27 protein-coding genes are annotated in these 23,062 nt (G+C 60.3%); 6 read left to right on the top strand and 21 right to left on the bottom strand.

The features are described 5' to 3' along the window. Positions 1-9: 9 nt before the first annotated feature. From ACMGFM_RS07195 to ACMGFM_RS07170, 6 genes are all read right to left on the bottom strand, one after another. A complete protein-coding gene (locus ACMGFM_RS07195) occupies positions 10-1,434 on the bottom strand; it encodes a signal recognition particle protein Srp54 (protein ID WP_436901787.1) in 1,425 nt (474 codons plus the stop codon). Positions 1,435-1,491: 57 nt separating this feature from the next. Further along, positions 1,492-1,767 carry a PadR family transcriptional regulator gene (locus ACMGFM_RS07190; protein ID WP_436901786.1) on the bottom strand — a complete coding sequence of 92 codons (276 nt, stop codon included), beginning with the start codon at positions 1,765-1,767 and terminating at the stop codon, positions 1,492-1,494. A gap of 396 nt (positions 1,768-2,163) precedes the next feature. Further along, the gene (locus tag ACMGFM_RS07185; RefSeq protein ID WP_436901785.1) at positions 2,164-3,234 is read right to left on the bottom strand and encodes an asparagine synthase C-terminal domain-containing protein; all 1,071 of its coding nucleotides are present in this window, start codon (positions 3,232-3,234) and stop codon (positions 2,164-2,166) included. After that, positions 3,231-3,905, bottom strand: coding sequence for a PHP domain-containing protein (locus tag ACMGFM_RS07180; RefSeq protein ID WP_436901784.1), 675 nt, complete (start codon positions 3,903-3,905; stop codon positions 3,231-3,233). Before ACMGFM_RS07180 ends, ACMGFM_RS07185 begins: the two co-directional genes overlap by 4 nt. Before the next feature lie 47 nt (positions 3,906-3,952). Beyond that, positions 3,953-4,417, bottom strand: a complete 465-nt coding sequence (locus ACMGFM_RS07175) for a transporter (protein WP_436901783.1) — start codon at positions 4,415-4,417, stop codon at positions 3,953-3,955. A gap of 46 nt (positions 4,418-4,463) precedes the next feature. Continuing rightward, positions 4,464-5,117: a chemotaxis protein CheC gene (locus ACMGFM_RS07170; protein WP_436901782.1), complete on the bottom strand. Its 654-nt coding sequence runs from the start codon at positions 5,115-5,117 to the stop codon at positions 4,464-4,466. Between the two features lie 424 nt (positions 5,118-5,541). Here ACMGFM_RS07170 and ACMGFM_RS07165 point away from each other — a divergent pair, with 424 nt between their 5' ends. Then, positions 5,542-5,778, top strand: a complete 237-nt coding sequence (locus tag ACMGFM_RS07165) for a UPF0058 family protein (RefSeq protein WP_436901781.1) — start codon at positions 5,542-5,544, stop codon at positions 5,776-5,778. 62 nt (positions 5,779-5,840) lie between these two features. Here ACMGFM_RS07165 and ACMGFM_RS07160 read toward each other — a convergent pair whose 3' ends face one another. After that, on the bottom strand, positions 5,841-6,233 hold the full coding sequence (locus tag ACMGFM_RS07160; protein WP_436901780.1) for a CopG family ribbon-helix-helix protein: 393 nt from the start codon (positions 6,231-6,233) through the stop codon (positions 5,841-5,843). A 106-nt stretch (positions 6,234-6,339) separates the two neighbouring features. Between ACMGFM_RS07160 and ACMGFM_RS07155 the strand changes: the two genes are divergently transcribed. Next, positions 6,340-7,182 carry a sulfite exporter TauE/SafE family protein gene (locus ACMGFM_RS07155; RefSeq protein ID WP_436901779.1) on the top strand — a complete coding sequence of 281 codons (843 nt, stop codon included), beginning with the start codon at positions 6,340-6,342 and terminating at the stop codon, positions 7,180-7,182. Positions 7,183-7,192: 10 nt separating this feature from the next. Here ACMGFM_RS07155 and ACMGFM_RS07150 read toward each other — a convergent pair whose 3' ends face one another. After that, entirely contained in the window at positions 7,193-7,684 is a 492-nt protein-coding gene (locus ACMGFM_RS07150) for a DUF555 domain-containing protein (protein ID WP_436901778.1), read from the bottom strand. Between the two features lie 129 nt (positions 7,685-7,813). On the opposite strand from ACMGFM_RS07150, the gene ACMGFM_RS07145 reads away from it, so the two are divergent. Beyond that, on the top strand, positions 7,814-8,707 hold the full coding sequence (locus ACMGFM_RS07145) for a DNA-3-methyladenine glycosylase family protein (RefSeq protein ID WP_436902209.1): 894 nt from the start codon (positions 7,814-7,816) through the stop codon (positions 8,705-8,707). Between the two features lie 4 nt (positions 8,708-8,711). On the opposite strand, the gene ACMGFM_RS07140 is transcribed toward ACMGFM_RS07145, so the two are convergent. Then, positions 8,712-8,951 carry a hypothetical protein gene (locus ACMGFM_RS07140; protein WP_436901777.1) on the bottom strand — a complete coding sequence of 80 codons (240 nt, stop codon included), beginning with the start codon at positions 8,949-8,951 and terminating at the stop codon, positions 8,712-8,714. A gap of 101 nt (positions 8,952-9,052) precedes the next feature. Between ACMGFM_RS07140 and ACMGFM_RS07135 the strand changes: the two genes are divergently transcribed. Further along, complete coding sequence (locus ACMGFM_RS07135) at positions 9,053-9,331, top strand: acylphosphatase (RefSeq protein ID WP_436901776.1); 279 nt, start codon at positions 9,053-9,055, stop codon at positions 9,329-9,331. 2 nt (positions 9,332-9,333) lie between these two features. Here ACMGFM_RS07135 and ACMGFM_RS07130 read toward each other — a convergent pair whose 3' ends face one another. From ACMGFM_RS07130 to ACMGFM_RS07120, 3 genes are all read right to left on the bottom strand, one after another. Next, complete coding sequence (locus ACMGFM_RS07130; protein ID WP_436901775.1) at positions 9,334-10,095, bottom strand: nucleoside phosphorylase; 762 nt, start codon at positions 10,093-10,095, stop codon at positions 9,334-9,336. Positions 10,096-10,136: 41 nt separating this feature from the next. Next, positions 10,137-12,803 carry a valine--tRNA ligase gene (locus ACMGFM_RS07125; RefSeq protein WP_436901774.1) on the bottom strand — a complete coding sequence of 889 codons (2,667 nt, stop codon included), beginning with the start codon at positions 12,801-12,803 and terminating at the stop codon, positions 10,137-10,139. Between the two features lie 175 nt (positions 12,804-12,978). Then, positions 12,979-13,914: an HFX_2341 family transcriptional regulator gene (locus ACMGFM_RS07120; protein WP_436901773.1), complete on the bottom strand. Its 936-nt coding sequence runs from the start codon at positions 13,912-13,914 to the stop codon at positions 12,979-12,981. Between the two features lie 141 nt (positions 13,915-14,055). Here ACMGFM_RS07120 and ACMGFM_RS07115 point away from each other — a divergent pair, with 141 nt between their 5' ends. Next, positions 14,056-15,114: a DUF7490 domain-containing protein gene (locus ACMGFM_RS07115; RefSeq protein WP_436901772.1), complete on the top strand. Its 1,059-nt coding sequence runs from the start codon at positions 14,056-14,058 to the stop codon at positions 15,112-15,114. Next, positions 15,111-15,407 carry a DUF8060 family membrane protein gene (locus tag ACMGFM_RS07110; protein ID WP_436901771.1) on the top strand — a complete coding sequence of 99 codons (297 nt, stop codon included), beginning with the start codon at positions 15,111-15,113 and terminating at the stop codon, positions 15,405-15,407. The genes ACMGFM_RS07115 and ACMGFM_RS07110 overlap by 4 nt, the downstream gene beginning before the upstream one ends. Positions 15,408-15,633: 226 nt before the next feature. Here ACMGFM_RS07110 and queC read toward each other — a convergent pair whose 3' ends face one another. From queC to trpD, 9 genes are all read right to left on the bottom strand, one after another. Then, a complete protein-coding gene (gene queC / locus ACMGFM_RS07105) occupies positions 15,634-16,332 on the bottom strand; it encodes a 7-cyano-7-deazaguanine synthase QueC (RefSeq protein WP_436901770.1) in 699 nt (232 codons plus the stop codon). 2 nt (positions 16,333-16,334) lie between these two features. Continuing rightward, positions 16,335-17,108, bottom strand: a complete 774-nt coding sequence (locus ACMGFM_RS07100) for a 7-carboxy-7-deazaguanine synthase QueE (RefSeq protein WP_436901769.1) — start codon at positions 17,106-17,108, stop codon at positions 16,335-16,337. After that, positions 17,092-17,565, bottom strand: coding sequence for a 6-pyruvoyl trahydropterin synthase family protein (locus ACMGFM_RS07095; RefSeq protein WP_436901768.1), 474 nt, complete (start codon positions 17,563-17,565; stop codon positions 17,092-17,094). Before ACMGFM_RS07095 ends, ACMGFM_RS07100 begins: the two co-directional genes overlap by 17 nt. Before the next feature lie 41 nt (positions 17,566-17,606). Then, positions 17,607-18,404 carry a phosphorylase family protein gene (locus tag ACMGFM_RS07090; RefSeq protein WP_436901767.1) on the bottom strand — a complete coding sequence of 266 codons (798 nt, stop codon included), beginning with the start codon at positions 18,402-18,404 and terminating at the stop codon, positions 17,607-17,609. Positions 18,405-18,634: 230 nt separating this feature from the next. After that, on the bottom strand, positions 18,635-19,078 hold the full coding sequence (locus ACMGFM_RS07085; RefSeq protein ID WP_436901766.1) for a metal-dependent hydrolase: 444 nt from the start codon (positions 19,076-19,078) through the stop codon (positions 18,635-18,637). Between the two features lie 45 nt (positions 19,079-19,123). After that, positions 19,124-19,732: an anthranilate synthase component II gene (trpG, locus tag ACMGFM_RS07080; protein ID WP_436901765.1), complete on the bottom strand. Its 609-nt coding sequence runs from the start codon at positions 19,730-19,732 to the stop codon at positions 19,124-19,126. Continuing rightward, positions 19,729-21,303, bottom strand: coding sequence for an anthranilate synthase component I (trpE, locus tag ACMGFM_RS07075; RefSeq protein WP_436901764.1), 1,575 nt, complete (start codon positions 21,301-21,303; stop codon positions 19,729-19,731). The genes trpG and trpE overlap by 4 nt, the downstream gene beginning before the upstream one ends. Then, the gene (locus ACMGFM_RS07070) at positions 21,300-21,944 is read right to left on the bottom strand and encodes a phosphoribosylanthranilate isomerase (protein ID WP_436901763.1); all 645 of its coding nucleotides are present in this window, start codon (positions 21,942-21,944) and stop codon (positions 21,300-21,302) included. Before ACMGFM_RS07070 ends, trpE begins: the two co-directional genes overlap by 4 nt. Continuing rightward, positions 21,941-22,942, bottom strand: coding sequence for an anthranilate phosphoribosyltransferase (trpD, locus tag ACMGFM_RS07065; RefSeq protein ID WP_436902208.1), 1,002 nt, complete (start codon positions 22,940-22,942; stop codon positions 21,941-21,943). The genes ACMGFM_RS07070 and trpD overlap by 4 nt, the downstream gene beginning before the upstream one ends. Positions 22,943-23,062 lie beyond the last annotated feature (120 nt).

Below are 23,062 nucleotides of genomic sequence, written 5' to 3'. Positions count from 1 at the left end.
GTTGTCTGTTCAGTCGCTGAACGGTCCGCCACCGCCGCCGCCACCCATTCCGGGTCCGCCGCCCATGCCGCCAGGGCCGCCGCCACCGCCGCCCTGTTGCATCTGTTTCATCATCCGTTCCATATCGGCGTCGCCCATCCCCTGGAACTGGTTGAGCGTGCGCTCCATCATCTTGTGCTGTTCGAGTAGCTCTCGGATGCGCTCCTCGGGTTTGCCCGACCCCCGGGCGATTCGTCCGGTTCGACTCGCGCCGACGACTCGTGGATTTTCGAGTTCCTCCTCGGTCATCGAATCCATGATGACCTCGAAGTCTCGCATCCGCTCTTCGGTCACGTCCATCGCGTCGTCGGGCAGTTGGTCCATCATCCCGCCGCCCATGCCAGGAATCATATCCATCACCTGGTCCAGCGGCCCCATCCGGTTCATCGCCTCCATCTGCTTGCGCATATCTTTCAGGGTGAACGTGCCATCGAGCATATCCTCGGGGTCCCAGTCTTCGTCTTCCTGCTGGGTCTCCTCCATCGCTCGCTCGACACGCTCGGTAAGCTGCTCGAGGTCACCCATCCCGAGCAGTCGGGAGACGAAACTGGACGCCTCGAACCGTTCGATATCTTTGACCGTCTCGCCGGTACCGAGGAAGGCAATTGTCGAGTCGGTTTCGTTGACCGCCGCGAGCGCGCCACCACCTTTTGCCGTCCCGTCGACCTTTGTGACGATGACACCGTCGACGCCGATCGTCTCCTCGAACTCCTGGGCCTGTTCTTTGGCGCTCTGGCCCATCGCCGCGTCGATGACGAGTAGGTTCCGGTCAGGGTCGGCAGTGTTCTCGATGCGTTCGATCTGGTCGATGAGCTCCTGATTGAGTGCGTCTCGACCGGCCGTATCGACAATCTGAACGTCTGCGTCTGCGGTCTCGAGTAGTCCCTCTTCGGCGATGCGCTCCGGGTCGTCGGCGTCCGGGTCGCCGTAGTAATCGACTTCGGCCTCATCTGCGAGCTGTTTTGCCTGGTCGTACGCGCCCGGTCGGTCAGTGTCAGTCTGAATGATTGCGGGGCGCAGGCCTTTCTTCGAGAACCACCACGCAATTTTCCCGGCTGTCGTCGTCTTCCCTGAGCCGTACAGGCCAGCCAGTAGAATTGTCTGCTCTTGGAGTGGGAGTTCAGTCGACTCGCCGAGCAGTTCGACGAGTTCCTCGTAGACAATGCGCAACACCCAGTCACGCGGCGATGTCCCGCTCGGTGGGTCTTCCTCCAGCCCACGCTGTTTGATGCTATCAGAGAGTTCGCGGACGAGTTCGATATCGACGTCCGCTTGAATCAGCGAGCGCTGGATCTCTTTGACGATATCGTCGACGTCGTCCTCAGAAATCCGTGATTTGCCCCGGAGGTCATCGAGTGTACTCCGAAGTGAACTGCCAAGATCGTCAAGTACCATTGTCAGCGACTACGAGACCATCCCGGTAAAACCTTTTTCTCGGCCCTTGCAACCGAATCAGGCTTCGACGTACTGGCGCTCCCAGTCTCGACGTGCCTCGATTTCGCGGCGTCCCCGACGCGTAAGACTGTAGAAGTTCGTTCGCCGGTCGCGCTGGCCCTTCTCAACCAGTCCCTTCTCAACTAGCGTATCGAGATTCGGATACAGCCGTCCGTGGTGAATTTCTTTCTCGTAATACTCCTCCAGTTCCTCTTTGATGGCCAACCCGTGTGGCTCTTCCCGGCCTGCGATTACGTACAGCAGATCACGCTGGAATCCTGTCAAGTCGTACATTGGTACCTTACATTACAACATTGTTGTCTGAATATGTTAAATATGTCGTCTCATATATGTCATCCCACTGTGGCTGGTACTGGGGCCCGCCCTGAATACAGACATATTTCATTCGAAGGTATCTTTCCGCTCATAGCCATTTGATACCATACGGTTACACACCATTACGAACGGCTGAGACAGCTGTTTTTAATTTTTGAGTGAACCGGGCTCTGGACAGCAGTTGGGTGAAAGGCGTTGTCGAAAGACAGGAACCCAGCAGGTTCTTGAGCGACTCGTATGATAAGGATAACGACAGTTTCAGTGATTGTTCTCCTTCCACAAATAATCGGCTCTGTTTAATACATGGCCCACAGATATATCAAATATACTCTAATTTGTCGGTATCGTGCCGCGTCACGCGGAGACCGACTCGATGAATGCGGTGACGTGGTCGTCCTGACGTCGCTTGAATCCTGCCTCTCTTGCGAGGCGGTCGAGTTCGCGGGCGACAAGACTGCCGTACTGGACTGCTTTTTTTTCTCGAAACACAACTCTGTCTGGCAAGTCCGGGCGCGCGGCGAGTCTGAGCGCCCACTTGCGCTCGCCGCGGTCGGTGACCAGCGCCTCCCCCGGGAGTTCGAGCGCGGCGCTCACGACCCGGTCGCTCAACAGCGGCACCACCGGTTCGACACCTGCAGCACGGAGTGTGAGCACGTCTCGCTCCAGTTGTGCGGGCAGCGTCTCGACTATCTCGCGGCGCGCGCCGCGGACCGTGTCTGCGTCTACCCGTGGGTCGTCGGGCGCGCGGGCGACTTTTGCGTAACCACCGAACAGTTCGTCCGCGCCCTGTCCGAGCGCAACGCGCCGGTAGCCGTCCTCGGAGAGACGTTGTGCGAGCAGATACAGTGGCAGTGCAATCTGGACATCCATCGCGTTTGTCCGGCCTGTTGCTGTCACTACCTCTGGAATTGCGGCTTTGAGGGCGTCGCGGTCGATGGTGAGCACAGTCAGGTCACGGCCCAGCAGTGTCGCTGCCGACCGTGCTGCGTCGATGTCGTGACTATCGGGAAAGCCAATGGTGTACAGCGGCACGTCGAGTTTTGCGGCAACCAGCGCAGAATCGAGGCCGCCGGAGAAGGCAACTGCAAGCCCCTCCGTGTCGACGGCCGCGGTTGACTCACTAATTGCTTTCCGAACACAGTCGATGCCTGCGTCAAGCGAGACGGGCGCGGGGTCCGGCAGCGACAGCCGCCGACTAACGTCTGACCCCTCTCGAACGTGGCCGGCGGGCAACGACTGTGGGTTAGCCAGCTCAGTCGGGTCGTGGCTCCACGCTTCGCCGTCGAAAAACAGTGGTTCCCGGCCCAACACGTCTCGAACCAGTTGGTTATCGAGTTCGCCGGCAAACCCGTCTGCGCCCGACAGTGCGTTCCCCTCCGCGAGCGCGCGTCGGACAGTTTCTGGGGCGGCGCCAGTGAGTGTCATTCGAAGCGTTTTCGCGCCTGTCTGGTCGCTGACCCAGCGGCCTGTCTGAGTGTGATTCGATACGGCGTTCGCCGTCCCTGTACAGTTGTCCGGCCGTCACGGATTGCGTCCAGAATTGACTCGCTCGTCCGCTCATCTGTCTTGACGAGCGTACGAGCCTGTCCGACCATCTCGGCGATGTGGGCGTCACTACCCGCGGTTTTACTCATTCCGTAGGCCTCAGCGAGTTGGTCGGCCTGTCGGTTGGCTCGGCCAGTCAACAGTCGAGAATTGTACACCTCGATGGCGTCAGCGGCCGTGATTTCCTCGCGCGGAATTGCGCCGAGGACGCCTTTTCTGAGTTCCTGAAACGGATGTGGAACGACTGCAATGCCACCTGCCTCGTGGACGCGGGCAACTGTCTCGCGAAAACCCAGTCCACATTCGATTCGGCGGTCGATGCCCAGTCCGAGCAGGTCCCCCGCCGCCGTCGAAATCTCCATCCCGGCAATACCGACGAGGCCGTATTCCTCGGCACGGTCGGCCGCCCGTCTGCTCGGTGCAAACTCGTTGTGGTCGGTGATTGCGAGTCCGTCGAGGTCGGCTGCTCGTGCCGCCTCGAGTAACTCTTCGACCGTATTCTGCCCGTCGTAGGAGTGCACCGAGTGGGTATGGAGCTCTACTGCGAGCACAGATATGATTGGCACGAACGGGCCAAAAGGACCGCGGTCTGTGGCCGTTACAGTAGGCCCGCACCCGCCGCCGAGAGCAGCCCCGAGACGACGAGCAACAGCACCGCGAACACCGAGCCGAGCTGGAAAAAGCGCCGGGCCTTTCGGGCAGGTTCGCGCACCTTGTCCCGACCGCTGCCGTCAGCGAGTCGACTCGCCGCCACTTCGGTGACGCCGGCGGTCAGAAACCACAGCGAGAGCATACTGAGGACGAGATAGCCGCCGAGACTGCCAGTTAGTGTCGAGGTGGTGTACTGGGTCCCTGCCAGATGCCCACCTGACAGAAACAGAATCAGGACGCTCGTGCGCGAGAGAATCTTGAACCGACCGGTCACGGTATTGAGCGGCCCAGCGTCGAGATTGCCGCGCACCGCAAGCGGTATCACTGCGAGTGTCATGAACAGAATACTGCCGGTCCAGAGGCCGGCAAACACCGAGTGAATCACGTACGAGGCTGTATCAATCAGGCTCATGGGTGATGGTTACCGGCGAGATACTCAAACGGTCCGGTTTCGCTCCTCAGAACGCCCGGTCGTCGTCCTGCCGCGCGGTCAGGTCGTCGATCTCCCGGATCTCCTCGATATCGAGCTTGTCGATCAGGTTCACGAACGCCCCCGGGTCGGGGACGAGGAAGATCCGAAGCTGGAACTCCCTGTTTTCTTCTTTCAGGTCGACGACCGAATCCAAAACGATCGACAGTGAATCTGCGTGGATGTGTGAGAGGGTCTCCTCGGCGATGACCTCCGCGTCATCGTACTCCAGTGCTGGCGTCTCCATGTTGATTGTCGTTTCGAGCGTATTCGCGATGCCGTCGATAAAGCCGGAAGTGAGGATGTTACACATCTCCTGGAGTGCACTTTCCTGCAGTTGGTTGAGTTCGCCCTCGACAGGTTGGCCGGTCATGTGCTGGGCAATTTCCTCACCGGTACGGTCGTCAAAGGTCATGAGGAAGACGCCATACGGTGGCTCTGTGAGCCGGATGTTCGCGTGGTGGAACGCGCCCTCCCCTATCTCGTGTGGGATATCGCCCGGTTCGACAAACGAGAGGCTCTTGATCTGAATATCAGCATCGATATCTGCCATCGTTGACAGCGAGCTTGCGACGTTTTTCGCTCCATGCTGGATCAGCTTTCCAATGATAGTGAGCTTCCGAATATCGAGCAGAATCGGCATTTAACTTCCGTATCCGAGCGACTATCTTAGGCGTTTCGCCACTGGAATCAGATCTGAAGCTGCCAGTATCGGCCCGGCGTACCGTCACGCTGCCGTGATGCTCTCCGAAGGGCTGACTCTCCTGACTGCCCGCGCAATCGACCCGAACCTGTTCGTCCCGACCGTCTTGCTCCGACGACTGGAATTTTCTGTCATTCACTGGTTGTGGACGGTCCGTACGTGTCTATACTGGTCCATAATTTCCGTATCCCGAATTGTGCAGCCCAGATAGCAAACGGACACGCAATGCTACTGCTTTCGTTTTGTAAATGTTAATAAATACTGGACAAGTGGTAGAGCGGCTGTTGCGGCGAATCTCTAGGGGTGCGTGTTAACGCTCCTCAGAGTACCATTATAACCCTTCAGTTACAAGGATGTGATGACCATGAAAAAGCAGGAGCTCATTCACCTTCACGGCCTGCTCGCACAGGTACAAGACCACTACGAAGAACAGACAGGCAATACCGTCGAACACGACGAGTACTCAGCACTTGGCGTGCAGCCGACATCGATCCACAAATCGAAGACCGACCACAAAGACGCTGTTTTTGCTCTTGCACACGGCATCACCAGCGAAATCGACGAAAAACGGACCGAGCGCGTCTCCGCACCTGCAGACTGATTGTTTTCGCGGCCCTTCTCTCTCAGCCTGTTCTCACAGGCATTCCTCTGGCGATTGTCTGATTAGCCGCGCTGCTGGATAACCATCGTCTTCACGCGGTTGACGCCGTCGAAATCCCGGAGGTCGTAGGTGAGTGCACGAACGCGGTCGGCAGAACCACGACAGAACAGCGATTCGAGACACCACTCGCCCTGATGTGTGTGGCTCGTGTTGAGAATCGTGTCCTGGTAGTCGTGCTGGACGCTGTGCAAGTCGTGGATGACCTCGTCGTGACGGTAATCGAACCCGACCAGTGCCACAACGTCGCCGGTCGCGGCTTCGAGCCGTGAGTGAGCCTCGATATACTCCTGCATTGCTTCTCTCACTGCACGCGAGCGACTCTCTAACCCCTGCTCTTCGCAGACGTTGTCGAACTCCGCGAGGAGCTCGTCCGGAATGTTGAAACTCGTCCGCATACCCTTGTTTTTCGCCGCCACCACAGAAGTCTCCCGGTATTACGGTCCCACGGGTTCGGTACTAACAACCGTTATGCCCGCCCGCCGTGGACGGTCAGTTATCGCAATGATTCCATTCGAGGCGTCCGGCCTCCTCATCGGCGCGGTTGCTCTGGGTGCCGTCCACGGCATCGAACCAGGCCACGGCTGGCCGGTCGCGGCGTCGTATGCTCTCGAAAAGTCACATCGATGGCTCTACGGCCTTGCTGCGAGTCTCATCATCGGCATTGGCCATCTCGTGAGCAGCATCGCAATGGTTGCGCTGTTTTTCTACGCAAAATCGTACTTCAGTCTCACGCAGGTTGACAAGCCAATCACTCTCGGCGGCGGCGTCAGTATCGGTGGTCCGGTCAGCGTCGTTGCAGGCCTTCTGCTCATCGGACTGGGCATCCGCGAGTATCGACACGGTCACTCGCATGGAACACACGGAGGTGGAGACGCCCACGACCACGAACACGACCACGGCCACAACCACGAGCACGGCGGTGAGCAGAGCCACGGCCATGACCACGAGACGACGGACTCAGAGGACCACGACGACGAGTCCGGCGGTTTCCGTGCCACGGTCCGGTCGGTCATTCCGTTCGTCGGCGGCGGTGGCCACTCACATGAAACGGACGCCGCCGACCGCGGACTGCTTGGGATTGCGTGGTTTGCCTTCCTGCTCGGCTTTGCCCACGAAGAAGAGTTCGAGATTATCGCGCTCTGTGCCGGGTCGGACGCTTGCCTGTGGCTGATGAGTGCCTACGCACTCACCGTAATCGTCGGCATCGTCACGCTGACGCTGTTGTTAATCGCGGGCTACGAACACTTTCAGGAGCGCGTCGAACAGTACGTCCCGTATCTGCCGGTCGTCTCTGCAACCGTCCTCATTGTCATGGGGGTTGGCTTCGTGACCGGACTCATTTAAAAAAGCAGCGTTATTCGTCGATAAGTTCCTCGAACTCGGGGAGTACTTCGTCGTCACGGGCTTCTTCGAGGCCTGGATCTTGCTCAACTAGGTTGTCGTCTCCCATCTCGTTGTCTGCTGTCTCGACTTCTTCCCCCTCATCGTCTTCTGTCTCGTCTGTGTCCTCTTCGATCACGTCGATTTCGAGGACTTCGAGTGGGATGTTCTCCAGTCGCTGCCCAATCTCTTTGCGGGCGATGCGAGCGGCGTGTTCCTCGCGTTCGACGTTGAACACAGTCATCTCGAGTTCCAGCGCGACGAGACTCTCGTCGGCCGCGATAAACGCGGGGTCGTGTGGTTCCCCACAGTGCGGACAGCTTCGCTCGCCCATATTGATCTCGACGTAGTTGAGGTCAGGGTTCAACATCTCGCCTGTCTTCGAGATGGCAATCCTGACCGCCTCGTCGGGTGTTTCGACGTCGTAGACCGGGACGGCTGCTTCGACGACAACCCTGCAGTTCATGTGTTACTGTTGGTTTGCAACCACTATCAAGGTTAGCCCTCGCTCGAGCGTTGTGAACCGTCTCAGTACCAGTTTCCGACCGTGCGCGACTCGAAAGGCAAAAACGCCTGCCTGCCCTCCCATTTGACGATGGGCCACGGCCGGATCGACCTCGACGGAACCGCCTTCGATCTGCAATCGACGCTTGAGAGTGGGCAGACCTATCTCTGGTGGCGCGACGACGGCGAGGACTACGACAGTACCTACGGCGGCGACGACTGGTATCTCACGACAACCCGTGCGACCGACGACCCCGGCGTAATCAAGGTTCGGCAGCGCGACGGCGAACTCGAGTACCGGGCGAACGTCGACGCTGAACCTGTCCTCAGACGACGCCTCGGACTTGACGACGACCTCCCAGCCATCCACGCCTCTGTTCCCGATGATGAGGTCATCGACGATGCGTACGACGAGTACTGGGGGATGCGAATCGTTCGAGAACCAGCCTTTGGCTGTGTCATCTCGTTCATCTGTTCGGCACAGATGCGCGTCTCTCGTATCCACGGGATGCAACAATCGCTGCGGGAGGCCTTCGGGACAGCAATCGAGTTCGAGGGCAACACGTATCACGCCTACCCAACTCCGAAGCAACTCGCCGCCGCCACCGAACAACAGTTGCGTGACCTCTCGCTTGGCTACCGGGCACCCTACGTCCAGCGGACTGCCGAGATGGTCGCCGACGGGGACGACCCTACCGAAGCAACTGGTCTGTCTTACGAAGAGGCCCGCGAACTGCTGACTCGTTACGTTGGCGTCGGCGACAAGGTGGCGGACTGCGTGTTACTCTTCTCGCTTGGGTATCTCGAAGCCGTCCCGCTGGATACGTGGATCCGAACCGCTATCGAGGAGTACTTCCCGGACTGTGCGCAGGGCAACTACACGGACACGTCGCGTGCGATCCGCGAGCAACTCGGCGGGGAGTACGCTGGCTACACGCAGACGTACCTGTTCCACTACCTGCGAAACGACGGGCCAGAGAGCTAAACGGTTACAGGAACTCGTAGTAGATTGTAACCGCGAAGGCCACTACCGCGAGCACGACGGTCACGCTCACGGCCGGTTGCTGAGTACCACCGGGAACGAGCCCTGGATTTCTGGCGAGCACCACCGCGGTAAAGAGACAGAGCTGCACGAGGCCAAACCCGACCCACCACAGTTCGACAAATCCGGCTATTCGACGCCAGTATGCGCCGAAAATCGCTTTGTAGGTTGGCTTGGGCTCTTCCACTACGCCACTGTAGCGTAACTGCAATATTAAATGTACTCTTGTTACCATTCCACACTTCCGCTGCCGGAACCACTTTGAGGTGGGCAGCCGCACAAACAGCTATGTCCGAGCGTACTCGCGCACACGTCTACGTCTCTGGCCGAGTCCAGGGTGTCTACTTCCGGGCGACGACACGCGATACAGCACGAGACGCTGGCGTCGACGGCTGGGTGCAAAATCTCACGGATGGCCGCGTCGAAGCCGTCTTCGAGGGCCCGGAGTCAGCGGTCGAACAACTCGTGGAGTTCTGTCACCAGGGCAGCGAGGCGGCTCGCGTGGAGGATGTCGAAGTAAGTTATGAGCAACCGCAGGGCGAGGACGGTTTTCGTATTCGACGCTAGTCTCAGGCCGACGTAACGTGGCGATGCAGACCTTCGATGGCGGGGTCAAGCATCTCCGGCAGCCCCCGGGTCGCCTCCGTCTCGGGGGTCCACTCGCCGGGCGTGATGTAGTCGCCGATTTCGTGGACTGTCGCGGCGCTAACCCCGCGGTACTGACAGACCGCCCAGATGGCAGCGGTTTCCATACACAGCGAAACGACGCCCGTCTCACTGTAGTGTTCGAGTTCGGGGACGGTCTCGCGGTACATCGCGCTGGTCGTCCACGTTCTCCCGCGTGCGGTCTCGAAGTCCGCCTCGGAGAACGACTCGGCAAGGGAGTCGATTAACTCCCCATCCGGCGTCACCGGTTCATCGTCGGGAATGTAGTGGTAGGAGACGCCCTCGTCTCGAATCGTCGCTGTCGGGAGAATGGCTGTGCCGGGGTCGATATCGCGCTGCAGACAGGCACTCCCGCCGACCATCGCCACCGCCTCTGCGCCGCTCGCAATCACATTCTCGGTGATGATTGCTGTCACCGGCGCACCGATGCCGACCTCGTGGACGGGGACGTAGCCCACCGTCTCACTAATCTGGAGCAATCGCTGTGAGCGAACGATGTCGATTTCTGTCTCGGCGCGTTGTTCGACGGCATCCGTGAGCTCCTGCTGGTAGCCCAACATCACGGCCGGCGGCACCTCTGGCAGCCCATCTCCCTGTGCGCTGAGTGCGTCCTCCGGCGAGAATAGCGCCTCAGCGTCGTACTTCTGGTCGTAGTTCGGGAGCATACACCAACGGACACCGGGCGAGAGACAAGTAGCTTTCCGAATTACTCTTGGACGATGACGACGGCGTGTTCGGTCTCGATCATCTGGCCTTCGCCGGAGTAGATTCGCGTGCGTTCGATCTCGAACATGTCCGCGCCGAGTTCGTACTCACCGCCGACGAGTAGTGTGTCACCGTCAATCTCGAACTCACCAGTCTCGATTGCAGCGTCGATGTCACCAACTTCGTTGCCGAACTCCGGCCCAACCAGCGAGTAATCCAGGTCGACACCGCTGATCTCGGTGGTGATTTCGGGCTCGTCCTCGGTGGCCTCGATTGCGTCGATGTGCATCGCTTCTGCCACCGGTTCGGCGAACTCGCCGACGTGACCGAAGATTTTCACCCGCGAGAGTGGCGCGTTCAGCGCGAGGCCGTTGTCGCTCTTGTAGCCCCGCAGCGCGGAGATGACGGCCATCGCCGTCTCGCCGGCCTGAAGGTCGGCCTCGTAGCCACCCGCAGCCGGCCAGTCGCTCGTGTGTACTGACTTCTCCTCACCGTAGACTCGCGTCCACAGTTCCTCGGTGATGTGTGGCAGGAGTGGGGCGAACAGTTTGAGGAAGGTTCGGTGGGCACGGACGAGCGCGAACTCGGTCGACGGGTTCGGCCCGCTGTCGAGTCGCTGTTTGGCGATTTCGAGGTAGTCGTCACAGAACGTTGACCAGAAGAAGTCCCGAAGTTCCGTCCGGGCTTTGGAGAACTCGTAGTTCTCGAATCGCTCGGTGACGAGGTCGACTGTCTCGTCAAGTTCCGCGAGCAGCCAGCGGTCGATTTCTGCAAGTTCTGACTCTGGCACTTCCTCAACTGTGCCGGCCGCCGGCGTCAGCTGGTCAACCAGCCGTGAGGCGTTCCAGAGCTTCTGGAGGAGGCGCTCGCCAGCCTCTAGGTCACCCTTCCGGTAGGGGAAGTCGTCGCCGATGGAGGTTCCCGCGGCCCAGTAGCGGGCGGCGTCGACCGGGAAGTTCTCCAGCACTTCGCTGGGGGCGATGACGTTGCCCTTCGATTTGGACATCGCTTCGCGGTTTTCGTCGAGTACCATCCCGTTAATCATCACGTGCTCGAAGGGCACCTCGTCGGTGTGTTCGTAGCACTTGATGACCGTGTGGAACAGCCAGAACGAGATGATGTCGTGACCCTGCGGGCGCAGGTTCGAGGGGTACAGTTCTGGGTTGTCGAAGGTGAACTCGCCGTCTTCGAAGTCCCAGCCAGCGTTGATCAACGGTGTCAGCGAGGAGGTTGCCCACGTGTCGAAGACATCCTCCTCGGGGACGAACTCGCTGTGGCCACACTCTGGGCAGGCGTCGACGGGCGGGTCGTCAGAGAGTGGGTCGACCGGTAGTTCGTCCCGGTCGGCGAAGATGGTCTCGCCACAGTCGTCACAGTACCAGACCGGAAACGGAATCCCGGAATCGCGCTGGCGAGAGATACACCAGTCCCATTCGAGGCCCTCGATCCAGTGCTCGTAGCGGGTGAACATCTTGTCGGGGAACCAGTCCATCTCCCGACCAGCTTCGAGGTATTCGTCCTTTTTGTCGAGCAGTTTGACGTACCACTGCTCGGTGACGAGATACTCGACTTCCTCGTCACAGCGCTCGTGGACCTGCACAGTGTGTTCGTGGTCGCGCGATTCGAGCAGGTAGCCAGCGTCGTCGAGGTCCTCGATAATCTGCTCGCGCGCTTCGTTGGTAGTCAACCCTTCGTAGTCCTCGGCCAGTTCGGTCATCGTCCCCGACTCGTCGATGGCAATCCGCAGGTCGAGGTCGTGGGCCTGGTACCACTCGATGTCAGTCTGGTCGCCGAAGGTACAGCACATCACCAGTCCGCTGCCGGTTTCGAGGTCGACGCGGTCGTCCTCGATAATCGGGACTTCTTGCCCGAACAGCGGAACGCGAGCCGTTCCGCCGACGAGGTGCTGGTTCTCGTCGTCGTCGGGATGGACGAACACCGAGACACACGCGGGCAGTAGCTCCGGTCGGGTCGTCGAGATAGTAAACTGGTCGCCCTCGGAGCCATCACCAGTCTCGACGATCTCGAAGGCGATGTCGTTGAACTTGGTGTGCTTGTTCAGGTCTTCCTGCTCGACCTGTGAAATCGCCGTTTCGCAGTCAGGACACCAGATTGTGGGTGCGCGCTGCTGGTACTCCCGGCCCTGTTCGTAGAGGTCTAAAAACGAGAGCTGTGAGGTGCGCTGGACGCGAGGTTCGATGGTCTTGTAGGTGTTGTTCCAGTCGACCGAGATGGCGAGTGATTGGATGTCTTTCGTGAACGAATCCTCGTAGTCCTGACAGACGTCGCGGCACTTCTCCTGGAATTCCCGGCGCTCGTAGTCACTGTGGTTGATACCGAGTTCGCGCTCGGTCAGTCGCTCCGAGGCGATGCCGTTGTCGTCGTAGCCGAAGGGGAAGTAGACCGTTCCCTCCTTCATTCGTCGGTAGCGGGCGACGAAATCCTGCAGGGTGAACTGGTAGAGATGGCCCATGTGGAGGTTGCCCGACACCGTCGGCGGCGGGGTATCGATGCTGTAACGGGTGTCGGCGTCGCCGTCGTAGGCGTAGGTCTCGTCCTCGACCCACTGCTGTTGCCAGCTCGGTTCGACCGTTTCTGGGTCGTACTCTCCGTCTAACTGCTGTTCTGTGTCCGGTTCCTCGCTCGGTCTGTCCTGTGTGTCACTCATGGGTAGCTCGTATGGTAGTCGACAGCGATACGTCCGCCGAGTGGTGGGTGGTGGTGGGGCTAGGAGACCCCTACGACGAAAACCAGTACCGGAGGCACTCGGCGTGTCATGGTTGTATATGGGCGAACCGACCGTATTAATCACTTGGTTCGTCGATGGGGATCTGGCGCGTAATTCAGAACAGATCGAGGTCCAATCGGCCGTCAGCGTCTTGCTTCCCGGAGTGGGCACGGACCCAGAGTTCACCGATGCGCGAGAGGCGCGTTCGGTAGGATTTGCCGTGTTCTTCCTGTTCGATGTAGCCCTTCCCGCCGGGGCCGAGACGGTCGACGTTGTAGATGACTTTCGAGCGGAACGAGTCGGTGTACTCCTCACCGAGTTCGCGGGCGAGTTGCTGGGCGAGCTCCGAGACAGACTCGAACTCACCGTGTTCGCCAAGTGTAAAGAGAATGACTTCCTCGAACGGTTCGACGTTCGAGAACAGCGCCACCGGCAACTCGACGACGTGGCTGCCGTCGATTTCCTTCGCGCCGATGGTCGTCCCGCGCTCGTCGAACTCCGAGAGCAACTGTCTGGCACTTTCCAGCCGTTCTTCCAGTTGTTCGTCCTCGGTGTCGGTCGACTGGAGGTCTTCGAGCAGTTCGATCTGTGCACGCAGTTCCTCCGCGAGTTCAGTCTCCAGATACTTCTCGGGCACCGTGTAATAGGTGTGAATCCGGTCGCGGTCACCCTCGCGCTCGACCATAATCGAGTGTGCGGCGGTCGCGAAGGCAAACGACACCGTTCGAGGCATCGCGGAGATATTCACCCAGACCTCACTCTCGCTGTCGTCGTCGTTGTCGAGTTCGCGGTTGATCAACTCGAAGGCTTGCTCGAAGGCTTCGTCGTAGTCGTAGACATCTTCGATGACGAACCGCTCCGTTTCGGCCCCGAGCAGGTTGATATAATCCTGTTCGAGTTTCTCGGCAATCTGCCGGGAGTACTCGACGTTGGCCTCGCTGCCGACGTCGCCCTCCAGCAGAATCACCCGGTCGACGTCCATCTGCTCGCGCACCAGCGGCGCAATCAGCCGGTCGTAGTCGAAGCCGACCGGAACGATGTGTGTCTGCATACGCGTACGTGGGGTCGGCGGCGTATATAAAGTCCAGTTCGCGTGTCGGTCAGCGGCGACTCACGCGCTCGTCTGCTTGCACCTCCTTCGGGTTACATTGACCACACAAAGCATTTAATTAATCCACGTGGCAGTAAGCGTATGAAACGAGAGTGGGTGGTCGGAGTGGCAGTCCTCGCCGTGCTGCTCGCCACCGTTCTCGCGACTGTATTGTTCCCCGCGGCGCTTGCGGACCGGTCGGACCCCGAACCAGACGGCTCCCTCCAGATGGAAGAGATTTCCATCTCCGCAGCCGAGGTCGGCGGTGAACGACTTGCCCTCATGACGGACGTCCGACTGGCCCACACTGACGGGGCCTCGGACAACGTGACGGTCGAACTCCGGGCAATTGGGCTGAACTCCGGGTTGGTCGAAGCCAGACAAACCCTCGCGGTCGGCAGTGTCGAGGGCCAACAGGAGGTGTCGGCGACCGGAACGCTTCGGCTCGAACGCGGTGGAAACTATCGTATCGAAGCCATCGCCTACCGGAACGGTGTCCGGACCTCGACTGGCTCGAAGACCGTCGAAGGCACCGAGGCGCTGACGCCTGGGTATCCCGACAGTCCAGTCGAGTTCCATCGCTTCGCTCGCCACGATTTCCCGGCCATCGACTACGAAATCGCCGACAGTGGCGGCGAGACTGCGACACTCGACGTAGAGACCTACGTGACCAACAGCGGCGAAGCGTCAACTGATGGACTCTCGCTGGTGCTGAAAGCCCGGCAGGTTGAGTCAGGAATCGTCGCTTCCGAACAGGAAATCGAGGTCGGCTCGATTGGCTCGAGTCAGACCGCTCGTCCGGGAAGTGAACTCGTCGTCCCTACCGAGTATAACTACTATCTGGACGCAATCCTGTACAACGATGGCGTCATCGTCGACACCGCCCGAGCGGGGGCGACACTCGATCCAACCGAGCGCGTCCCAGCGAACGATACCGAACGAGAGGTGGAACTCGATGTGGGTGACTTCGACTCCGACGACGACGTGTACGACCCATACCAGGACTCCGATGAAGACGCGGGTGACGACGGTGCAGGCGACGATGCTGACGCGCCAAGCAGCGACGGTGCAGGCCCTGGATTCGGCGTTGCCATTGCGCTACTCGCTACCGTCCTTGGATTCGGCCTTCGAGCACGCGGCCATACTGAGGGTGAACAATGACTGACTCAGACGACACCACCGAGCACGAACAGACGTATCGTGAATCACAGCGCGAACAGATGCTCCGGTACGGCTACTGGGGAGCATTCGTGTTGCTGTTTCTGTTCGGCATCGTGACCACCGTTCGCGCATACACGAGTCTGATGCAGATTATCGACATCTGGGTTGCCGCGGACTTCGAGCCAATTTTCAGACTCCTGCTCAACGTCTTGGTCACGCTGGTCGTCGTCCTCGGGCTCTCCGTTCTGGTCCGACGGATGGATATCCCATTTGACGAGTTGGGCGACAGCTAACGACCAATCACCACTCCAGACCAGCGACGCTGTGGAACGCAGGCCGCCCCTGGTCGGTGGGGTACTTAACAGACGACAGCACTGTCGTTGGTAGTAGGAATGAACTGTCCCAAATGCGGTGAACAAATCGTATCGCAAACCGGTTTCGCAACCACAAGCTATCAGTGTACAGAATGCAGTTGCGTCGTCCCGCGCGGCGCTGACTAACTTTCAGGCGGCGGTGCGCTCACTCTTCGACGTAGTCGGGCCGTTCGGCGTACTCGATTGGGTCGCGCTCGCCCAGCGCCTGAAACGCCTGCAGTCGGAACGCACAGGCGTCGCAGGTGCCACAGGCTGGCTCCTCCTCGCGGTAACAGCTCCACGTGTGGTCGTAGGGCACACCGAGTTCGAGGCCCAGTTCTGCAATCTCTGTCTTCGAGAATTCGACGAAGGGTGCGACCATCTCGATTTCTGTCTCGGGTTTCGTCCCTACATTGATGACCTGCTGGAAGGCCTCGAAAAACTCGGGCCGACAGTCGGGATACCCAGAGAAGTCCTCTGAGTGCGCGCCGATGAACACCGCCGAGCAGTCGTTAGCCTCGGCGTAAGAGACGGCCATCGAGAGCAGATTTGCGTTTCGGAAGGGGACGTACGAGGTCGGAATCTCGTCGCTGTCGAGGTCTGCGTCCGCAACAGCCATCTCCTCGTCAGTCAAGCTTGACGCGCCGATTCTGGCGAGATGGTCGGTCTCGATGTGGAGGAAGTTCGCCGCGTCGACTTCTTCGGCGAGCCATTCGGCACACTCGCGCTCGCGGTCCTCGGTCTCCTGTCCGTAGGAGGCGTGCAGAAAGTACGGCTCGTAGCCGCGGTCCATCGCCTCGTACACCGCCGTTGCGCTGTCCATTCCGCCCGATACGAGCACTACTGCGCTGTCGTTGTCTGTCATAGTTACGTTCCAGGTTCGTCGTTCCAGAGGTCGACGTGCAATCTCGGGGTGTACCGATAGCCGTACTCGCTTGCGAGTTCCGCAACACGAGTCCGTGTCTCGGCGAGTTCTTCTCGTGTCGTCCCTTCTGGCATCAGTAACACGTCTGTCTGTTCGATTGTCGTCGCCGTGCGCTCGTCCAGTCGCTTGAGCAACTTCTCAATCTCTGGCATGTCCTCCGGGCCGGTGACGACGAATTTGAGTTGGTGGTCGTAGTCCTCGACCAGTTCGGCGAGTACGTCGAGATCGATACGCCGGTCCTCGTGTCGGTCGGCCCACTCGCCGTCACCTTTCGGGTCCTTCTCCTGTGTCGGTGTCGAACTCGCGAGCTTGGGGCTGATACTCGCCAGATCGATTGGCGTCTCCCGATAAATCGTGCCGTTGGTCTCGACAGTCGTGTGATAGCCACGCTCGTCGAGGGCAGCGAGCAACTGCTCGCACTCGTCGTGAATCATCGGTTCGCCGCCGGTCAAGACGACGTGGTCGGCCTCGGACTTCTCGACACGCTCGACGATTTCGTCGATAGTTAGCCAGCCGCCGGTCGGTTCCCAGGAGGTGTGATAGGAGTCACAGAACCAACAGCGAAGATTACAGCCCGAGGTGCGGACGAACACCGAGGGGACGCCGGCCAGTTTTCCCTCGCCCTGCAGCGAGGTGAACAGTTCGTTGATCGGCAGTGCTGGCGCGTCTGGTGGTGTGTCGCTGCCGATGTCGGGGTCGTCACTGGCGACTGGCATCAGTAGCACAGAGCTCGCCCGTCTCTCGGACTGTCGCCGATACCGAACTAACGTTCTCGGGCAGTCGGTCTTCGAGTTCCTGTTCCAGTAGCACCGAGAGCACTTCGGAGGTTGGCGGGTGGTCGATGACGACCAGTCCGTCCTCGTCGCCGGACTGCTTGAAGGCCTCAACGAGTGGGTCGCCAGCCTCGACGATGAAGCGGTGGTCCCATTCGTCGATGACAGACGTTACGTCGCCCTTGTCGACGACCCAGCCCTCGCCAGTGAGCGTCCCGGTGACCGTGACGGTAATCTCGAAGTTGTGCCCGTGTGGCCGCGAGCAGGCCCCGTCGTGGTGTTGAATCCGGTGGCCGGTACTGATTCGGATTGGTCGGTCTTCACCGATCCGAAGCGTGCGTTGGCCGGCTGCCGCCAGCAGGTCGTCGTCTGCTGACTCACCCGACATTCCTCTTGTCATACCAGCTATATAGCCCCTGCAGCGTTAAACGTCCTGTTTATCTAGTCCGGCAGGTCTTCAACGACCCGCTGGGCTACCGCAACGGCGTTATCGATTGCCAACCCAAATCCGTCTTCGAAGGCATCCCCAAAGAAACTCTCACGGGGCGACTTCGCTCCGGTCGGTCGGTCGTGATTCGAGACGCCGCGAATCGCACAGTAGGAATCGAGTCGGTCGAACCGCGCCAGCGCTCCGGCCGTGCCTGCGTCTTCCATCTCTGTGACGCGATACGGGGCGGCGTCGTACTGCGCGGCCACCCAGTCGGCCTGTTCAGCAAGGGTGTTGCCGTGCCAGAGTTCGTCGCCACACAGATTCGTCCCCCGGAGGAGTCGCGAGTGGTTGCCACCCAACGTAACTGCGGAGCCGACACGCTCGATCTCAGCAACGAGGCCGGGGTCCAGTTTGTAGTAGCCTTGCTCTTCTGTATATGGATTGGCCGCGATTTCGTCCGGGAACCGGCATTTGTCGTCCCAGTCGACGATACAGTCGCTGACGAGGACAGAGCCGACTGGAATCGATGGCGGCGCACCCGCGACGCCGACAGAAAGGACGAGTGTGTCCGCAAGACTGATCTTCGGGCTGGTGAGCAACGCCGTCGTCGTCGTCGCCGCGGCAGTCTTGCCGACGCCGGTGGGAACGATGCCCAGTCCATCTTCAGTGTACCGGAGCGGTTGGGTGAGTCCAGCTAGCCCGATTTCTCCGGTGAACTCGTAGGCTTGCTCCCACGGGGCAGTCTCTGCGGGGAGCTCTCCCAAGTCGGTGAATGCTGGTAGAATCAGGGCGTCGAGACCGACGGTCATCCACGGTCACCCAACGGCTCAGTACGTGTGGTTTTCGGGTGCGACAACCGCGGCAGGCCCGCAGCCACGCACTGTCTCCGTGACCCACTCATTGGTCTCACTTCTGGCGTATTCTGGCATAAATCTTGGCTACGGCCCCGACGCCTGCGGTGACTGCAGAACTCTCTCGACTGGATTCGGGACACCGACAAACTCGCTCTCTGGGCAACGACCGCCACGTCCGGCGCTGATTATCGCTCCACAATCGAAAAACCGACGGCGGCCAGGCCGACCAGCCAGAACGCGAGGGTCACAACTGGTGCGTGGCCGGAGATGCCGATGTCGAAATACAAGCGCTCGTCAAGCAGCGGATAGCCCAGCGGAATCCCCTTCGGGGTTGTGATGTCGATTAGCAGGTGTGAGCTGTACGCTGCCGTGAGCGCGCCAAGCGTTCGCCGGTCAGTGAGAACCGCGCCGGCGGCGGCGAGAGCAACCACCGCGACAGCGGCGTGGGTAATTCCGCGGTGGACGAAGGGCCACCCGAGTGCTGCGGGGAGGAGAAAGTCCGCGTCGGGGACGAGGCCAGCGAGCAGGCCCGCAATGGGCCGGTCGAAGGCGTAGCCAATCGCGAGTCCGACCAGCCCGTGGGTGGCGATAGCGATTGGGATGAACGTTCCCGGCGGATACGAGAGCACACTCGCCGTTTGCGGCCCGCCGGTATCAATGTGGAGGAATTCTCCTCACTCGACTTGCTGCAGAAAGTTGCGGATGATGTCGTGACCAGCGGCGGTCAGCACCGACTCGGGATGGAACTGCACACACTCGATTGGGTACGCTGTGTGGCGGATTCCCATCACGAGTTCTTCGCCGTCAACTTCCGTCGTTGCCGTCACGTCGAAGCAGTCAGGCACCTCGCTGGCGATGAGCGAGTGGTATCGGCCGCCCTGAAAGCCCTGTTCGAGTCCCTCGAATACGCCCGCGCCGTCGTGGTCCATCGGGAACGCCTTCCCGTGGATTGGTTCCGGTGCGCGCCCAATCTCGCCGCCGTAGGCGTAGACTGCGGCTTCGAGTCCGAGACAGACGCCCAGCGTGGGCACCTCGGGACTGATCTCTGTGAGCACATCGTTCGTGACGCCAACGTCGCGCTTGTTTTTTGGGTGGCCCGGGCCTGGTGAGATGACGATAGCGTCCGGGTCAGCGTCGCGGACCTCTGACAGCGAGGCGGTGTTTCTCAGAACTGTCGTGTCGGCATATTCACTGACGTACTCGACCAGGTTGTAGGTGAACGAATCGAAGTTGTCGATGAACAGCACGCGTAACTGCTCGCTCTCGGTCGCTGTCTCACTCATTGCTGGACCTCCTCGACCTCGATTCGGTCGAGCGCGTCGAGGACGCCGTCCATCTTGTTCTCGGTTTCCTCGTATTCGGCTGCTGGGTCGCTGTCGGCGACGATTCCCGCCCCGGCCTGAACGGTGATTCGTTGCTCGTCGCCCTCGTCCTCGACGACAGCCGACCTGATGACGATGGCAAAGTCGGCGTCGTCACCCCAGGAAACGTAGCCGACGCCGCCGCCGTATGGCCCGCGGGGTTGCTCTTCGAGATTGTCAATAATCTCCATCGCCCGAATCTTCGGCGCACCTGAGAGCGTCCCGGCGGGGAACGACGCCCGCACGGCGTCGAAGGCGTCGTGGTCGTCATCCAGCGTTCCCGTGACGGTTGATTCGATGTGCTGGACGTGAGAATACTTGAGCACGTTCATGAACTCCTGTACGCGAACGCTGCCGGCCTCGGCAACGCGGCGCACGTCATTGCGCGCAAGGTCGACGAGCATCGTGTGCTCTGCGCGCTCTTTGCCGTCGGCGAGCATCTCACCAGCCAGTCGGCGGTCCTCCACCGGTGAATTCCCTCGCGGGCACGTCCCCGCAATGGGGTTGGAGACGATGCGGTCGTCACCCACAGAGACCAGTGTTTCCGGACTCGCGCCGACGATTGTTCGGTCGCCATACGAGAGCAGATACATGTACGGCGAGGGATTGACAGTTCGCAGCGAGTCGTAGAATCCGAGCGGGTCGACATCGCCGTACAGTTCCCGAGTTCTCGAGATAACTCCCTGATAGATGTCACCGCTGTAGACGTGCTCTTTGGCTTGCTCAACAGCGTCCTCGTACTGTGCTTTCGAGCCAGCGCGTTCGCGGTCCTTGCGGAAGCCGTCAGTCTCCAGTTCGGCGGCGTCGGCGAGCAGCGTCTCGATACGGTCAGCTTCAGCTTGCAGACTCTCGTAGACGGCCGCGGGGTCGTCACCGTCCCGAACGACTGGCGTGAAGACCAGCGAGAGCGTGTCCTCGACGTGGTCGAACACCAGCGTCTTCGTGGTCAGGACAAACTGCGCGTCGGGAAACCGGGAGTCTGGCCGGTCGACGCCAACGTCGTCGAGCCAGAGGTCGTAGACTGCGTCGTAGCCGAGAAAGCCAACCAGCCCGCCGTCGAGATGTTGGCGGTCCCTCTCTGGAAAATTCCGTCGTGTAACAGTGGGCATCGCTGCCCGTAGACTGTCGACAGTATCGCCGCCGTTGGGCTCGATAAGCCCCTTGTACCGGTCATCAAGCAGTTCAATTTCTGTCGCGTCTGGCTCGACTGTGACGACAGCTGCAGGGTCGTATCCTACGAAGGAAAATCGTGCGTGGCGGTCCTCATGGGTGGGTGCAAAGGCGCCGTCGGGGTCGCTTGAGGCGACTTTTTCGGCGCTTTCGAGCAGGAAGGCGTAAGCTTCGCTGTCGGCCTCGCTCGTCCGTCCAGTCACCGCGGCGTAGGCCGCCAGCGGGTCGATTTCGGTCTCGATGTCGCCAGCAACGCGGACGACGGTTGGTTCGTCGGCACTCGCCATCTCTGCGAAGGGTTCGCTGTCGAGTTCGAGATTCATGCCGTCTCACCTCTCGCAGTGTGTGCATTCTGGACGAACCCGGCGACCGCTGTCGCGTCCTTCTGGCCGCCGGTCTCTTCGACGCCGCTTGCGGTATCGACGCCAAATGGCTCGACTGTCTCGACCGCGTCGTGGACGTTTTCGGGCGTCAATCCACCAGCGAGTATGAGTGGTGTCTCGATTTCGTCGCGGATTGCTGCCGTCTGCTCCCAGTCGTGGGTTTCGCCAGTGCCGCCACCGCCGTCTTCGTCGGTCGAATCGACGAGGACAGCGTCGGCAACGTCGGCGTAGGCCACAACGTCGTCGTCGAGGTCAACCGCTGCGATGACGGGCACATCCACCCGCGCCTGCAGCCCACCGAGCTTCTGCGGCGAGAGTGTGCCGTGGACCTGAATTGCGCCGGCACCGACCGTCGACTGCAGGTCGACAGCTGCTTGGACGCTCGCTGGCATCGTCACCAGCACACTGGTCACCAGCGGCGGGACGCCATCGACAAGTCGCTCGGCGGTGTCGGCGTCAATCTCTCGCGGCGAGTCGACGGGCACGTCGGTGATGAATCCGACGGCGTCGGCTCCGGCCGCGACGGCAGTGTCTCTGTCCGACTCGCTGGTCAGCCCACAGATTTTGACGCGGACGCTCATGCGCTGACGCCGCGGAGTTCCTCGAGTTTGGCCGCGGCTTCGCCCGAGTCGATTCCGTGTCTCGCTCGCTCGACACCCTCGGCGATGGTGTCGGTTTCGCCGGCGATGTAGATTGCTGCGCCGGCGTTTGCGAGGATAATATCTCGTTTTGCTCCGTCGATCTCGCCGTTGATGATTCCGAGCATATCTGCGGCGTTGTCCTCTGGCTGCCCGCCGGCGATTTCCTCGATATCGTAGCGCTTCAGCCCGAGGTTGCCCGGCGTGAGGGTGTACTCCTCAATTTCGTCGCCGTTGACTTCCGCAACGACTGTTTCGCCGTGAATCGCAATCTCGTCCAGTCCGGAGCCGTGGACGACAAGCGCCCGTTCGACATCCATCTTCGCCAGCGCCTTGGCGATGACTGGCACCAGTTCTGGGTCGTAGACACCGATGACCTGGCCCTCCGCACCGGCGGGATTGGTCAGCGGTCCGAGAATGTTGAAGATAGTTCGCATCCCGAGTTCCTGTCGCGGGCCGATTACTGCCTTCATCGCGGGATGGAACACCGGCGCGAGCATGAATCCAATTCCTTTCTCCTCGATGGCTTCCTGCACTGCGGGTGGTTCCGCGTCCACTGTGACGCCGGCTTCTTCGAGAACATCGGCGCTGCCTGACGAGGAGGAGACCGAGTAGTTCCCGTGTTTGGCAATTGGGACGCCGACGCCAGCGGCGACGATTGCGCTTGTCGTCGAGACGTTGATCGTATCGTAGTCGTCACCTCCAGTGCCACAGGTATCGACCAGTCCATCCCGGTCGGGGTCGATGGTCCGGGCGGCGTCGCGCATTCCCTCCGCGAAGCCTGCAATTTCAGACTCAGTCTCGCCCTTTGCTCGCAGCGCGGTCAGTAACGCGCCGATCTGTGCTTCTGTCGCTTCCTCGAAGATGAGTGTCGAGGCCTCTCGTGCTTCTTGCTGTGTGAGGTCTTCGCCGTCAGTCACACGCTCGATGTAAGATTCCATAGTCATTCAGTATCACCAATGAACGCTTTCGGTATACAATGAACAAATCCGTACACTCACTTAACCGTGTCGCATCACTCGTGGCGGTGCAACTGGATTTCTCGCCGAGATATTTGCCGT

The sequence above is a fragment of the Halovenus halobia genome (assembly GCF_051414135.1).
GTDB lineage: Archaea > Halobacteriota > Halobacteria > Halobacteriales > Haloarculaceae > Halovenus > Halovenus halobia.
This window is presented reverse-complemented; position numbering and strand designations above follow the sequence as displayed.